Here is a 15665-nt window from a genome sequence, read left to right as displayed (position 1 = left end):
CTCGGCCCTTCGCCAAGCTGCAGAGACTCCGAAGAAACGGAGTCCGACGGGGGGGCGATTTCGTCCGCGGCCTGGGCGTGATTGCCTAAGAACAAAAGGGGGCTCCTTGGTCTGCGCGCGCTGCGCCACGCATCCCGTGGCCGCCGCTTATAGTATGAATTGGCATTAGAATTCATTTCAGATATTAGCCGATTGTGCGGCTTCCGGTTCCCAGAGCACGACCTGCCACATGCCTACCAGCTTCGAAAATTCAGATGCCGCCGATGCGTTGAAGCGCGAACTTTGGGCCGTTTGCGACTCTCTGCCGCAGCGTGGCGCCATCGACAGCCGAGAGGCTGGTGAGTGGATCGAATACATGGCGCACGTGCGTCCGAAGGAGGCCATGTGGCATATGCGCCGCGCCTCGGGCATCGGTGGTAGCGAGATTGGAGGCTTGGTCCGAAATCGTTGGAATATTCGTGCGGATTTCGAGTTCTCTGCACATGACTGGGCACTCGGAAAACTGCTTAAGAAGCTGCCGGACGAAGGTAATGAAAGCACGTACCGCGGCACCGTCATGGAGCCCGTCATCAGGCAGATGTTCTACGCGCAGTGCAGCGCGGAACGACTGCCAGGTGAATTCGAGCGGCTAAAGAACTCGGTAGGTGGCTTGAAATGGATGCGGTATTCGCCGGATGAACTCTGCCGAATTAAGCATCCCGTGCCTATGGTCGTGGGCGGCGAGCGACATCAGCTTTATGGACGCTACCTCGCCGACTACAAGGCGCCGTCCTTGGTCGAAGCTTCCGACGATATCTCTTTCCAGTACGCAGCCCAGCTGAACCAAGGCGCGATCCTCTGTGAAGAGCAGGGCATCGAGGTCGATGGTCTGCTGTTAGTGCAGTTCGATTATCAGAACTGCGCACTTCATTTGAATGCGCTACCAGTTGATCGAGAACTCTGCGAGTCGATTCGGGAAGCTGGGGACCACTACTGGGGCGAGGTAATGCAGGGCCGCATCCCCCGTTACGTGGTGAAGGAGCAGCGAACCATCACGGACGATCTGCGCAAAGCGGCCCTACCACTGGTCCAACGCCTTGCATTGCTGAGCGGCGTGGCAAAGCGGGCAAGCGACGAGGCTGACGCTGTCAGGCAATCGCTGAACGGCCTGCTCGATCTAAGCAACAACAGGCTGGGCACTGAGAGATTGAGTTTTCCCGAACTCATGAGTTGCTCCGCTACACAGGTAATCGACGATGAGCGCCTCCGCGAGCATCTGCCGCCCGAGGTTATCGCGGAGTGCCAAGTTCCTGGCAAAGCCAAAGCAAAGAGCGAGCTCGATCCCGATGCGGTCGCTCGAGTGTTAGAGGCCGCCGGCATCGATCTCAACTCGGTGATGCGTCGGAAGCTTGACCCGGCCAAAGTCCACCAAGTCTTGTCCGAACACAACGTTGATCCGAGCCTGGTGATCACCGAAAAGCCGGTCTGGCGCAGTGCAACCGGGGTTGCACAGCGGGTTGGCGACTGGTTGGAAGATCTGGACTGGTTTCGCGATCAGGCCCGGCCTGATCAGCCCGAATTTTTACCTGAGCCTTTGGAGGGCTCTGAACCTCCCCCACCGATCCTCCGTCCGGTCGATCGCGATGCGGGGTAACCGGCAACATCCAATTTCAGGAGCCACGAATGGCCATTATTTCGAATACATCCGGAAGACCGACCGACTATATCCAACTGACCTTCGGCGCGAATGCCAAGGCCCCATTGGGTATGTCACTGGCGAATAAAGACTTCACTGACTTCTCTCCGGTGCACGGTGTCGGCGGTCAGATCCGTCACGTCCATGTCCGCACAAAAGCGGTTGGCAACAAAATGATGGAGACCTGCACGCTTTACTTTGCCGACGATGGTGAGGAGCGGGGTACTGCGCTGCAATTTGCCACGGGTGGGCCGGAAGCCTATAGCTTCGCCGCTGGGCACCTTGTGGCGAAGTTACTTGCCTGCCGGCCGGACGATGAAATTCGCATCATGGCCTATGTCTTTCGGCCGGGAACCGAGGGCAAGGACCGCAATGGGAACGCATACATCCGGAAGGACCCTGAGCTCGCGGTCCCTGTCAGCGCGAATGGCCACAAGATTCTTCAGCCGAATTGGGGAGTTGACGATAGGCAGGAGCCGCTGACGCGTGGTCCTGACGCTCCCTTCATCATTAATCCCACCACCGGGCGGCCAACGGAGTCTCGCGATTACTCCGCCGCTCGTGAATGGATGACTGCTGCCCTTCATGGGCTGAAGTTCTCTTTCAACCGCCGGTCTCACGCTGAATCGCATCAGGCTGCGCACTCTGGCGAGATCTCCGCAGACGATCTGCCGGAGCACTTCGATTCGCAAGACTATCCCACGGAACAAGATCACCGAACGGGCGGGCGGGCCCAGTCGGCGTACCAGGGGCAGCGTGGGTAGATCTGTCCGCTGAAGTGACGAAAGCATGGCAGTGGAGGGGCGGGAGCATTGCCCGCCCCTATTTTTTTTTGGGGGTTGCGCCGGATGGAAGAGGGAGTAGGTTGACATGCCAATGTGGATTGATTTGAGGGACCCGGCGGGCGCGCGGCTGCGGCTCCTCGCTCATGAGGGACGGCGACATCTAGTGCTGGAAGGGGTCTCGCCTCAGGGCCGAGCGTTCCGCAGGGCGATCGAAGAGCTCGGGTTCACTTCAAGCCGCAGTGGTGCGCACTTGATGATGCCATTTCCTTCCGGCGCAACCACCTCTGCGGCCACATTCCAGCGAATCTGGCCGAATGCGGTGGCGCGAGACATGCCGGCCGCCGCATTCTTGATTCAACTCCGCAAGCCCGCAGGCCAAGCTGCTCCCCAGGATGCCAATGAGGCGGAAGAAGAGCGGCTTCGTGAGTTGCGGCAGACGCTGCAAGAATCAGACTACCTTGGGCGAAACAGCGCCGGCCATCGCGTCTTTGCCGGCAGATCTGGGCGCTTCGTCGCGACAGAAAGCGATGCGTTGCTGTACGAAAGTGACTCAGGCCGCGGCACTGCGGCGATGTTTCTTCGTGCGGGCGATGAGGAAGGACTGGTCGACTGCGCGTATGGATTCATTCGCAGTATCGAACTAGGTGAGGTCCAACGGGAAGGGGACCTAGAGCGGTTCATCGGCGCCGTACTGCCTCAGGCTGGCCCGGGCGCTCTGCCTGGAGCAAAGGTGAGGAGGGCGCTGGAGGAAGCCAAGTTCCGCTATCTGCAGGAGCGCTACGAAACCGCAGTGGAGGCCTGGGGCGATGCGATTCGCCTAACCGAATATATGGCTATCCCGCCGGGGCGAGGCCAAGATGCGTGGTTGCCGCTGCCTCTCTCTCTGGCAATCAACCAGGCGCTCGGTCTGCACCAGGACGCTCGTGCCGAGCACCCGGCCGGCGAGCGCGAGCCTCGCCGAATCCACCTGGGAGGGGACCTCACGGGCGCTGGCGCGCTAATGGTTCCGTCTGACATCACTGTCGTCGGATCGGATGACGTCATTGAGCATGCCTTACCCTCCACCCAGGCGGTGTTGCAGCGCGATGATGGGTCGTCGGCAGGGCTTGATTTTATGGTGCTCCAGACAAACTGGCAGCACGAACGCACCGACGCCGTCCAGAATCTTCGGGACATGATCCACCAGACATCTCGGGTGCGGGCTGGCGGTGGAGTGGCTCTGGTATCAAGGCTCTCAGAGGGCACCAGGCTCGGGATCTTGAGCGCCGAGCAGCGTGAATTGCTGGATGGAATGCGCCGCCAGGCAGATGTCGAAGCAATCTTGGATGTGCCTGCCGCCCTGACCCGGTCATCGGGTGTTGACGGTGGGGTTCGCTTGGTGATTGCCGCACCCCTGCGGACTGGTCAGCAGGCGCGCGCGGTACCCGCACCGAAGGCGTGTCACAGTTGGGATGAACTGAAGACGGTTATCGACGAGCTGCTCATTTCGCGCGGGCAGCGCCCCTCTTCCGATGACCTGGTGCGAATCAGTGATCGCACTCTCGAAAATGAGCTCCAGCGCCCCTACGTGGCCTTTTCTCGGGTCGGGGAAGCCCGAACCATGGTGCCGAAGAATCTACAGGCGTCTCTGAACTATGCGCTCGCGCGTGTGGAGGAGGAGCAGGGTTCGATGGACGAGTACGTTGCCTACGAACTCGGGATGGGAATGGAGACCCTTGCCGAACGCTTCTCCGCCGAACAAGTGGACGGTATCGGAATGATGATCAGCCGTCTACAGAAGGGCAGAGGGGTGATCGTAGGTGATGACACCGGGATCGGAAAGGGCAGGCAAATTGCGGCGTCCGCGGTTTGGGCCAATAAGCAGGGAAGGCCGGTCATATTTGTGACGGATCGGGCCAACCTGTTCTCGGACCTCGCCCGCGATCTGATCGACATTGATGAGTGGGCGCGCTTTCGCCCGATGCCACTCAACTCTGACGGCCATATTTTGGACATCATGGCCGACAATGAAGTGCTCGTGACCGCCACGTCCACCGACAGGATGAACTCGATTCTGGAGCAGGGCCTGTCGTTCGACGCGGTGGGCGTCAACCTGGTTATGCTGACCTATTCCCAGATCAGCAGAGAGGATAGCGCTAAGGCGGCTTGGCTGCTAACGCAATGCCCCGACGCGTTGGTCATCCTGGATGAGGCACACATTGCTGCAGGTAGTGATAGCAATACAGCGGACTATGTCCGCATGTTGAGCGAGCGCAGCTGGGGGGTGGTGTATGCAACGGCGACCTGGGCAAAAACCGCTCGCAATCTCCATATCTATGTGCGCGCCTTTCCAGAGTCGATCAATATCGGCCAAGTCACCGCCGCAATGAAGCGGGGCGGCGAAGAGTTCGCCGAGGTCTTTTCTTCGATGCTCGCACGCGACGGTGCCTTCTATCGACGTGAACATGACCTCTCCAAGCTTGAGGCGAATGTGCTGGTTGACGATCAGCACTTTGACCGGAACCGAGCAATTCTGACGCAGGTCTCAGAAATACTCGGCATGATGTCTCTGCTGAGTGGAGAAGTTGAACAGCTGCTGCACCGCGCCAACAGCGCCACGCGCGGCGCATTACGCGCTGCACACGAGGCTCGCACTGCATGGGTGGCACAGGCCAAGGAGAATCTCGAAAATCTCGACCGCCGCATCCAAGACTTGGCACAGCGCGGCGAGGTCGACGCACTGGCGACGGTACAGGATGAACGCCGTCGGTTGGTTGAGCAGATTGGGCGCCCGATAGCCAAAGGAAGCTTCTTCCAGAGCAGCTTCTCTACGGGCGGCATCCTTTATCAGGCGATGCGTCGCACGCTGGCTGTACTGATGGCGGATGCGACAGTGGATCGCGCCGTAGAGTCCATTCGGGCGAACCGTCGGCCGGTCATCATCTTTGATGACACAGGCGAAGCTCTGGTACGCCGGTTTATTGAGGAGGAGCGGGAGCGAATCGAAGCCGCGATCGCCGCCCGAGAGGGTGACGTCGATGTTCGCGCGCTTGCTGACCAGCTGAGCTCCCAACGGCGGACGTCGGTTGTGCCCGATGTGCGTATGCCGATGCTCAAGGATCTGATGCACTCGTTCCTCAAGCGATTGGGGGGCGTCAAAATGCAGGAGAGTGACGACCCCGAAGCCGGTGGAGCCGGGGAAAGCAGCGTAATTTCTATCTCGGCTGTTCCCGGCGTGAGCGACGGTCAAGTGGAGGCCTATCGCCGAGGAGTCGAAGCAATCATGGCGCGAGTTGAATCGCTGCCAGACCTTCCGATTAGCCCTGCAGATTACATCCGGGTTCGGCTGGAGGAGGCAGGCTACCGGGTGGGCGAGGTGTCAGGTCGCCAATTCGCGCTGCATCGACCCAATACGGTCGACGATAGCGGCAATCCCTACCGTGGGTTTGCAGGTCCGTGGAGAGTCGTGAAACGCGCGAGGAAGAAGACCGACGTCATGGCGACGGTGCGTGCTTTTAATGACGGCAGAATCGACGTCGCGCTGCTTAATAGGGCGGGGGCGACGGGCGTATCTATGCATGCGTCACCGCGATTTCTCAATCAGGACCGGCGCGAACTGATCGAGTACCAAATTCAGGAGGATCCGACCTCGCGATTGCAGCTGTATGGCCGAGTTAATCGCTTTGATCAGGTTGTTGGGCCGATGCTCAGCATCATGACAACTGGATTGCGGGGAGAGCTGCGAAATCTGATGATGCAGAACCGCAAGCTGGCTGGCTTGTCAGTGAACGTTCGTTCAAGTCGCGAGAATGCGGCGCTCATTGACGATGTTCCTGACATGCTGAATAGCGTCGGGGATGAGGTCTGCGAAGAGTACTTGCTGGAAAACCCGGGCGTGATGAGTCGCCTAAGCATCGACGTGGCCAGAGTGAAGGAACGCGCTGGGCTGGCCAATCTTGTGACGCAGCGCATAGCGTTGCTACACCCTGACGATCAGGACAAAGTCTACGACGATCTTTTCGCAGCCTACGATGACGCCCTTGTCCGTCGGGAGCTGTCCGGGGAGGGCAGCGCCAACATTCGCAATCGAGACTGGCGCGCGCGCACCGTGGAAGAGGAACGCGCCTGGGGACCTTCAGGTGAGGTTCCACAGGAACTGTTTTCGGCCTTTGACGGCCCGGTATTTCTTCGCACAGTCGAGTATGTGAAGGATTACCAACCTATTGGCTGGGGCGCGCTAAAAGAGACCATCGCCGAGTCGAACGCAGCGTTGGTGGCAAACAGCAAGGCCAAGTTCCTGCCCCTGGCGTCACATGTGGCCGGCAGATCTATGGTGGTTGCGGATTACGCTGGGGAACAGAATGAAACGCTGGACGTTCGTCGAGGGCGGCAGGCTCGGGACGTCCTTCAACAGCTTCAGCAAGCCGCGAGTGTGGCCAGGTCGGAAGGGCCCGAAAGGGCTGGCCAGACTGGCATGGCAGGTGTTCGATCGGATTGGCGAGCTGCACTTGCCGGTGCTTGGGTACCGGTAAGAATTCGACGCGGTGGCCAGAACGTCTATGACAGGTTCGTGGCCTATGTTCCTCGCCGGGCCCCCTACATTCCCATGTGGCAGGTGAAGGGCGACAGTGGTGGGGAGTTGCGTCTGCGCCTCGATCAGGATGAGGCGGTGTCGTTGCAAGTGGTTGGCCGCCGTACACCCTCAGACGGCGTGACATGGGTGGAAATGTTCAAGCGGGCCTACCTGCCGCAAGATGAGCGCTTGCGGCAGATTTCGATAGCGTCAATCGTCGAGAATGCCGGGCGGATTTTGGAGGGAAAGCGCATCATTGCGATGCAGCGGACCGATTGGTCTACGATCGATGAAGCCCTGTCCCAACCAGAGGACAATGGGGTCAAGGAGGCACATTGGCGCCTGCTGTTTTTGCGTTCGGTGATGGCCGAGCTGGTACCTGGGACTGAACTCACTCTTCGTGAGATTGCCGGATCGAGTACCCAGACCTTTTGGAGCGTTGGCGATACGATGACGGTCGCAAAGGTGGAGATACCGTCTCCCGAAGATGCCGCAGTGTTCTCGAAGTGGAAATACCACCTTGTGCGTCCGGGAGACGAGAAGCCCACCGTGCTGACCGCGGCATCACTATTCAAGCGTGCGGGCATGGCGCCGGATTTTGCGCAGGTCGAGGTGGGCAAGACGCACATGTTCGATTTTGATGCACGCGGAGAGACCGCCCGCTTAGAGCGGCGATTTGGTGATCACACCCCAGGACCGGTGACCATGCGCCGAAAGCTCCTGACCGGGAACCTATTCCAGGCCGCGGAGTGGGCCGAAGCTACCAAGGCGGGCATGGCCATCACTTATACCGACGAAACGGGCCAGCGCCATCGGGCTATCCAGGTGCGCGCGACTGCATTCGGGCGGCAGGATATCAATCTTCATCGTCTACCCATCCGGCTGCACAATCCGTTGATGATCACTGATTTCCTGCACAGAACCTTGGACTGGGCTGCAGCTTTGCCGCCCAACGATCGTCAAGTCGCGCGCACGCTGCAGGTTCCGATGTCATTTAAGGCCGCCATGCACGAAGGTGATCGCCGACAGAGCCTTATTGACCTTTTCGGTATTGCTCCATACGCGAATGAAGGGAGGGGCGCTGTAGCTTTCGGAGTGGAGAAGCGGGAAAAAGCCCGCTTCGTTCGAATGGTGAAATCGGCTATGGAAGCGGACAGACGAGACTGGGAGACCGACAATCCGGAGGAGCCCTATCCGTTGTCGCTTACCGCCCAGGCGGCGCGAACACCGCGGGAGCAGGAAGACACCACCTTGATGTTCTCTTTGCCGGAGGGGAGGGAGGCCCGCACGCGATTTATCGCGGTGGTCATTCGGGCTGTCGGTCTCCAACTGTATGTGCGGCCACAGGACTTGAAGTTGGCAGAACTGGCCAGGCAATCAGAGGTCGTGTTTTTCCAGGAAGTGGCAGAGCGCTTGGCACCCGAGCGCCAGCGACTCCTGGACGCCCAGACGGCTCGCCGGGAGCGGAACCGAGAATTAGTAGGGGATTCGTTCGACTCCGCCGAAGCGGAGTCAAACGCGGTAGCTGAGCATGGCGCGGGGGCCGAAGACAGCCAGCACAATCTGGCCCTTTCCGCTCCCCAACCTGCTGGCGCTCAGGCACAAGCAATGTAAGTCGCCCGGGTCTGGCGGCGGGCGAAGCACCAGTTTCCCTGCCGCCGCAACAGTCTTCGGCTCAAGTCGCTTATACAATATGAATAGTAAGTACAATTCATATCGAAAAGGCGGCGAAATGGCGACAGAGCTGACGAAGCTGGACGAGCTATGGGTTGCGGAGAAGCCGAGCAATCAAGCCGTCGTAGAAAAAGCGCTGCGCGCTTTGGGCGCGCATTGGATCAATTCCTCTACCAGCAGGGCGGACGGGTTCGTCCTGTTGAACTGGAAGGGAAAGATGATCGCGGTCACCAGTGTGTTTGGGCACATGCTGGAACTGGTGCCGCCCCGTGGCTATGAGAGCTACCAGCGCTATGTCGAGCAGAGCAAGGAACTCGGCCGTTGGGATTTCTTCAGCTTTCTGCCATTTTTCCCACCTGAGCTTTTGCACGTGGCCAAGCCGGAGCTCACGCGAGACGGCAAACCGGTGACAAAAAATGGTCAGCCGGTCGAGTCGTTGCGGTTGAAGATCGTGGAACAGCTGTTGCGCAAGGCAAAAGAAGTTGTCAACGCCTGCGATATCGACCGGGAAGGTCAACTGATTTTCGACGAAATCGTCATCCGACGGTTGAAGCAAGATCCCACCGAGTCAAGATTCAAGCGGATTCGCATTGTCGACCCGGGCGACAAGGCGATGATGACGACCGTCCAGACTCTGGAACCGAACGGTTCTGACTTTTGGGTGAATCTCCGGGCGTCAGCAGCAGCGCGCGCAGAGTGCGACTACCTTTTGGGCATGAATGTCTCGATGGCTGTCCAATCTTTGGTCCGCCGTGAGCGTGGGGCGCCTGCCATCGGTTTAGGCCGCGTCAAGATTGCAATAGCGGTGATGGTCGAGCAGCGGGACCGGCAAATTTCTGAGTTCGTCGCATACGACACGTACGTCCCCATTGCTCAACTTGCCGATCGCACGCAGTTGCGTTGGTTCAAGCGCCTTGGGGCGGAGACTTCTCCTGCGTTTAACGGCAAAGGCCAATTGGTGGACAAGGTACTGGCCGACCGCATCGTTGCTGACCTGGCGCGCGGACAGCCAGGCGAGATCACGAGCGCCTCCACAGAGGAGAAGGCCGATGCGGCTCCGCTTCCCTATTCGATGGGCACGCTTTTGGTTGATGCGTCTAAGAAGCTGGACCTGACTGTGCAAGAAGTGCAGGAGTTGGCGCAGCGACTTTACGAAAAGCACAAGCTCATCACATATGTGGGCACCGATTGTCAGTACCTGCCGGAAAACATGCATGAGCGCGCGCCGGAAATCCTGGATGCATTGAGGTTCGCTACAGGCGCCGTGCCTGGCCTCGAAAACGCATTGGAAAAAGTCGACGCCAACTACAAGTCGCCGGCTTTCAACGACAGCAAGGTGGATGAACACTTTGCGATCACACCAACAGGGGCTGAGCCAGTAGGCCTAAACGATACCGAAGCGGCTCTTTACGGAATGATCGTCAACCGGTATGTGGCGCAGTTTATGGGCCCATATACCTACCTTTCTGCGGTGCTGACGGTGCAGTTCGGCCAGGATGTGTTTCGTGCGCTGGCTCGGAAGCCCACACGCCCGGGCTGGCGCTCATTGTCGGATCACGCGATAGATGACGCTGACGGCGCCAGCGAAGCGGTCGACGTTTCACGTTTTCACGAGGGTGCGAAGGTCCAAGCTGCGGGGGCGCGCCTGGATGTCAAGAAAGTTGGACCTCCGAGTGCGTTCAACCAAGCCACGCTTGCTGAAGCGATGTTGAATGCACACCGTTATGTGCGCGATGAGGAATACCCCTCACGAGATAAGGCAGAAGAGGTTCGCCAAGTTCTATGCCAGACGGAGGGCATAGGTACATCTCGGACCAGGGCCAGCGCGATCGCAGACGTGATCACCATGGGGTTGCTGATCGAGGCCGGCGCTGGAAAAAAGCGCACGGTCCATATCTCTGACGTCGGGCGGCAAACCCTTCGCCTGCTTCCCCCACATCTGACCAGCATCGCGATCACCGCTCAATGGGAGCTCCTGTTCTCGCTCGTTGCGAAAGGTCAGATCCCCGCGAGTGCGGTGATTGAGCAGCAGAAGCAACTCATCAAGCACGTCATTAAGTACTTGGATGACAACCGCCGAGCGGCCGCGTAGCTGTTTGGTTGCCATCCCCATTTTCATCTTTGTTGGATTCGATATGTCCTTTGCTTCTACCACTGAGACGCCGCACCCCAGCAGCTCCGCCAGCTTTCTCGCTCGCGTCGTGAAAGCGTCGACGAGCTGGACTCCCGAGCAGCGTCAAGATTTCCGGGACTTCTTCTGCACTGACGAAACGGATATGGAGCTGATTGCCCGTCTTGGAATTTCCGGCGCAGATCTCAGAGTGCGCCGGCAGAACATTGCCAAGCTGGTGCAGGTGACGGCATGAAACTGAAAAGCTCTGATCCGCGCCAACTCGATTTGTTCGCTGTGGCGGAGGAGATCTTCGGGAAGCACTTCACGCTTGATGCCTCCCCGGGCGCTTGGAATTTGGCCCCCGCGGCAGCCGCCGAGAAGATCTACAACAAGGAGGGCCCAATCCTCGAGCTTACTTCGGCCGACGAGGACCGGTTTCACAAAGGCGGCTTCCGCAAGCTCGCGGCATCAATGCTGATGGGGGCGATCGACGATGTCGTTCACGCGATCACGCCGGAAGCGAAGGACGCCGCGCTTGCATACTTCACTGAGAAGGACGGGCCATTTCCCTTCGACACTCTCCTGGATTGGCTTGGCCCGCCCCTGGATCAGTTCAGTGCGGAACACTGGGCCGCGCGCATCTCCCAAGACCCATCATCCGCAGGCGCTGGCGTGCATCGCTACTGGCGTGCGGTGGAGCAGCGCGAAGCAGATATCGCTGCGCGCGAAATTGGCGATGACGAACACGTGCCTACCTACGACTTGCCAGAAGCCGTCGTCCATCTGCCGAGAGAGCGGATGGGAGGGATGTAGCCCATGGACAACCGATTCATCTGCGGGGGGCGCTTGCTGAAGCGTTTGGGCACTGAAGCAGGCCTCACCTTTACCGTACAGGAGGACGGCTCGCAACGACGCAGCATCGTCGCTTGCGATGATGCCTTGGAATCCAACGTTCTCGGGCCTCTGATCGCCCTGCAGGCCGAGCGAGTGTGGCAAGGGCTGTTCCCCGAGTACCGCGGTCTGGTAACGGGTGCCAGCTTCCTGGTGCAGCCGGAAAGCCTGGTGGGCCTGGCGGTCAATTGGCCCCTGCTTGGCCGTGACATAGCGTCCCTTCATCGTATGTTGGCGATCGCCCGTGCAGCTGACTCGCTTCTGGATTGGGACCGACGCCAAGTTGTCGAAGTAGAGGAAATGGTCGACTGGTATCAGCGCCTGGATGTGCAGTTGCAGGACGATGTTCTGTATCTTCCCGCCGCGCCGGGCTGGCCTGCTACTCGAGTTCCGCTGCATTTCGTTGAAGGGGAGCGCCACGCGCCCCAGGAGAAGTCTCATGCCTAGTGCCGGACTTCTTGAGCAAGCTCGTCGCGGCAGGTACCGTGCCGTTCCGCCGGTCGTGCCGGTCCCTGATGGTGTGGAGCAACTGCAGAGCCAGTTGAGCCTGGCACAGCTGGAACCGTCCGAATTCCAGTCCGTGGAAGAATTGCCAGACCCTCCGGCGATGTTAGACCGGCGCCCTGCTGCCGCACGCGCAGACTCGCCACCGAGGCCGGCAGACATCCAGCAAAGCCGGCAGCACGCATCCGGCGTTGCTCGCGGTGAAGCGGCGGGAGGGGCGGCGGCGCCCTCGCCTGCACTCCGGCGCCAGGCTGATGTAAAGGGCGAGGCGCTGGCTACCGCAGCGCCGGCACCAGGAGCATCGCCAAAATTCGGTGGCTTTCGCATTCCGGGTATGCCCGGCATCGTGAAAAGTGGACGTACGGCTATTGAAGGGTCTGCTCCCCAGGCGTCCTCTTCGCCGCCGGACCTTCGAGCGTCCGCGCACGGCCTGCATAGTTCGGCGCCATTGGCTCGACCGCTACCCACTTCCGCTGGTGTCGAAGCTGCGGCGAGCGACTCGACGAAGAGTGGACAAGTGGTCGCCAACCGGCATGCTGCTGGCGTATTGACTCGGCTGGTATCGGCGGTAGTGGAGGGGGCAGGAGGTCGTCCGGCGACGGCGGGTGAACCCAACAAGCAGACCCTGGCAGCGCTGATTACGGAAGCCCACCGCGTCTCTCTCGAGCTGACTGCGGCAGCAGCAGGAGAGACCCCCGCGCGCCGCTCCCTGCAGGCCACCATGCTCAAGGAGACCGCCTTTGCTCTCGCGCGCCACTACAACAGGACAGGTGAAGTGGCCGCGGACGCCTTCCGCCAGGTAGCGCAGGAGGTGCTTGATGCGGGAGCCACGCTGGTGTCCCAGGAAATCATCGATCTGTTGGCGCAAACCAGCCCGGACTATGGCAGCTACGAGAGCGAGCTGCAGTACGCCGAGGACCGCTTGCGAGCGGCGTCGTTCGATATCGCCTGGGATGTGCAGCGTTCGCTCGAGGACCCCAGATTGCATTACGGGCGCTTCTTCGATCTGGGCGCTGGCAGCCAGGACGCCGACCGGCCCTTTACTTATGGCCAGCCACTCGGATCCGTACGCGACCGGCTACTGCAGAGCGTGCGTCGGGTTGTGGAGCAGGCGCAGCCTGACATCTCCTCGCCGTTGATGATGGCTAAGTGGCGGGAGGGGGCTTTGTCGCGCGCATCAAGCCTCCTTTGCGCCATCTATCGGACTGAAACGGTAAACCTGCTGCGCACCGAGGCGACTCCTGACCTTTTGGGTCGTGCCAGAGCGAATGCGCTCGGCCGGACGTTCGAATCGGTAGTCGCCAGCGCGGAGCGCAAGGCCGCCGCGCAATTCAACGAGATCGAACGTAGTGCCCCTGAGTTGATGCGATTGGGTGAGCGTTTACAGGAACCCAACCAAGATGCACCGCGCCCAGTGGCGCGGGTGATAGATCGGGATCGGAGCTGAATATTTTGACGAAATCACAACGATGCGGCGGAACTCGCCGCGCTGTGGCGCTTTTTGTACTCATGGCGCATTTTGGTGCGTACGCATCGACTCAGGCATGCGACCCGGCACTGGACGAGGCCATTGAAAAGCGCCGCCAGGCTAGTGACAAGCAGATTGACACCGTCGACCAGGATATTTCCAACTCGGGTAAGCGCATGCTCGACTGCATGGTGGACTTTGGCGATGTGGTGGGAAATTCGATCTCGATCGGCGGGCAAATGATCGACTTGAGCGGCGTCATCAAGAGTCTGAACCAGGAGGCCTGCCGCATGACTCGCGAGGCAAGTCAGGGCCGCCTGCCCAAGTTCCCATCGCTTGAGAGCGTAGGGCGAGGAGCCGGCGGCCAACTGCCAGGACGCACGGCTCCCGTTTACACCCCACCGATAAGTCCGGCGCCTGCGTTTCAAAGCAACAGCGTGCAGCAACAGTCGCAGGGCCTGCAGAACCAGCCCTTGAGCAACAGTGTGCCGTTGTCGTACGAATCGATGGATAACGTATATGACGCACTCTCGAGTGCCATGGGAGGCCGTCGATGAGCTCGCGCGCGTCCAAGCGAAGTCGCACCGCCCGTGCGCGCCTAGTGAGCCTGCTGCGCGCGCAAGCGAGGGAGCATCGGTCGCATCTGAAATTCCATTTGATTAAGGGCTCCTGATGGATGCTAAGACCAAAAGCCCGCGTGGCACACGCTTGCGGCGCAATGCGATTGCGGGGGCGCTGGCGTTGACATTCAGCACCGCCGCGGCGTCCGGGGGCGGATACGTCGCCGATGGCTATGCGCCGATGATTTACCAAGGCGTGCAGCAGACCCTTGCCCAACTTCAATCTGTGGTCGCGGCCATCCAGAACGCGCGAGACGCGATCGTTCAAGCCATCTACAAGTCCACTGGCTCACAGACTGAGGCACTGACGAACGCCATTTCCAAAGGCTCGGAGCTGGACTCACAGACCAATCGGCAAACGCAAGTTGAACTGGAACGGGCAAGGCGTGACGCGGCGCTTGAGCAGGCCAACGGGTGCTCGGTTACTGCGCGCTCGAAATCTGGTGGCGCCGGCGCCAGCTCGACTGAGTCGGGCGGTCGATACGGCGGAGGCGGCGCTCCTGTGGCGATGACCGGAAACTCGACGGTCAGCGTCGCAATGGCTACGGCGATTGATCGTGGCAATGGCATTGCGCCCGCACCGTCGACGAACAAGCAGGTGGAGGACACCGCCAAGGGAGCGTGCGAGACGTACGGTGCGGGCAATCCGCTTCGCGAACTTTGGTGCAAGGCGGCAGGCTGGATCGCTGGAAATATGACGGGCTTTTACCAGGCAGACGTGCGCGCCGAAACACTATTCGATGGGCCGCAAGCGTCCCGTGACGCCAAAGGCTTCAAGCATCAACGCACCCTAGGGACCTCGAAACAGGAGCAGGATGCGATCAATTCCTTTATTTACCACCTCGAAAAGCCTCAGCAGATCGAGGACCCCTCGAAGCTCGACCTGAAAACACGCGAGGGCAAGGGTTACTTGGCGCTCAAAACGACGTTTGACGCGCGCATCTCGATGGGAAGCAAGTCCACCCGAGACTACATAGGCGCTCGTTCGCCGGATAAGGAATCGATCCCGATGCTGCAGCAGCTTACGGCTGACCCAATCACCGGCGCCTGGGTTTCGCAGTATCTGAAGAAAAATGCTCCGAACTGGGCAAGCGTGGGGATCTCCGTGGAGGAGTTGGAACACCTGGAGGTCGAGCGCCGCTATTTAAACCCCGCCTGGCAATTGGATTTTGCCAGCCAGTTTGATGCGGCGGTGATCGCCCGTGAGGCCACACTGATCAGCTTGGCTCGGCACGACGTGGAGGTGAAGTCCCTGCAGGAGTCGCGAAAGACCAACATGCTGTTAGGGCAAATCTACAACTCGCTGGTGCGTGTCGAGATGCGCGAGATTATGGATGGAGTTCGAGAACAGTCCAAGGACGCGGCAACCGCGGTGGAGTAACA

At 59.9% G+C, this 15665-nt stretch carries 10 protein-coding genes; all 10 read left to right on the top strand.

The window, feature by feature from the left end:
• The first annotated feature begins 229 nt into the window (after positions 1–229).
• The gene (locus RAS12_RS30575; RefSeq protein WP_306951947.1) at positions 230–1633 is read left to right on the top strand and encodes a YqaJ viral recombinase family protein; all 1404 of its coding nucleotides are present in this window, start codon (positions 230–232) and stop codon (positions 1631–1633) included.
• 29 nt (positions 1634–1662) lie between these two features.
• On the top strand, positions 1663–2439 hold the full coding sequence (locus RAS12_RS30570) for a hypothetical protein (RefSeq protein WP_306951945.1): 777 nt from the start codon (positions 1663–1665) through the stop codon (positions 2437–2439).
• A 274-nt stretch (positions 2440–2713) separates the two neighbouring features.
• Complete coding sequence (locus RAS12_RS30565) at positions 2714–8626, top strand: strawberry notch C-terminal domain-containing protein (protein WP_306951943.1); 5913 nt, start codon at positions 2714–2716, stop codon at positions 8624–8626.
• A gap of 79 nt (positions 8627–8705) precedes the next feature.
• Complete coding sequence (locus RAS12_RS30560; protein WP_306951941.1) at positions 8706–10778, top strand: DNA topoisomerase; 2073 nt, start codon at positions 8706–8708, stop codon at positions 10776–10778.
• 43 nt (positions 10779–10821) lie between these two features.
• On the top strand, positions 10822–11052 hold the full coding sequence (locus RAS12_RS30555) for a hypothetical protein (protein WP_306951939.1): 231 nt from the start codon (positions 10822–10824) through the stop codon (positions 11050–11052).
• Complete coding sequence (locus tag RAS12_RS30550; RefSeq protein ID WP_306951938.1) at positions 11049–11612, top strand: hypothetical protein; 564 nt, start codon at positions 11049–11051, stop codon at positions 11610–11612. The genes RAS12_RS30555 and RAS12_RS30550 overlap by 4 nt, the downstream gene beginning before the upstream one ends.
• A 3-nt stretch (positions 11613–11615) precedes the next feature.
• Positions 11616–12137, top strand: coding sequence for a hypothetical protein (locus RAS12_RS30545; RefSeq protein ID WP_287145186.1), 522 nt, complete (start codon positions 11616–11618; stop codon positions 12135–12137).
• A gap of 574 nt (positions 12138–12711) precedes the next feature.
• Positions 12712–13641: a hypothetical protein gene (locus tag RAS12_RS30540; RefSeq protein WP_306951936.1), complete on the top strand. Its 930-nt coding sequence runs from the start codon at positions 12712–12714 to the stop codon at positions 13639–13641.
• Between the two features lie 62 nt (positions 13642–13703).
• Complete coding sequence (locus tag RAS12_RS30535; RefSeq protein ID WP_306951934.1) at positions 13704–14219, top strand: hypothetical protein; 516 nt, start codon at positions 13704–13706, stop codon at positions 14217–14219.
• Between the two features lie 115 nt (positions 14220–14334).
• A complete protein-coding gene (locus RAS12_RS30530) occupies positions 14335–15663 on the top strand; it encodes a conjugal transfer protein TraW family protein (protein ID WP_287145183.1) in 1329 nt (442 codons plus the stop codon).
• Positions 15664–15665 lie beyond the last annotated feature (2 nt).

The sequence above is a fragment of the Achromobacter seleniivolatilans genome (assembly GCF_030864005.1).
GTDB lineage: Bacteria > Pseudomonadota > Gammaproteobacteria > Burkholderiales > Burkholderiaceae_B > Achromobacter > Achromobacter seleniivolatilans.
Note: the sequence above shows the minus strand (reverse complement) of the source record. Positions and strands in the feature narration are given on the sequence as shown.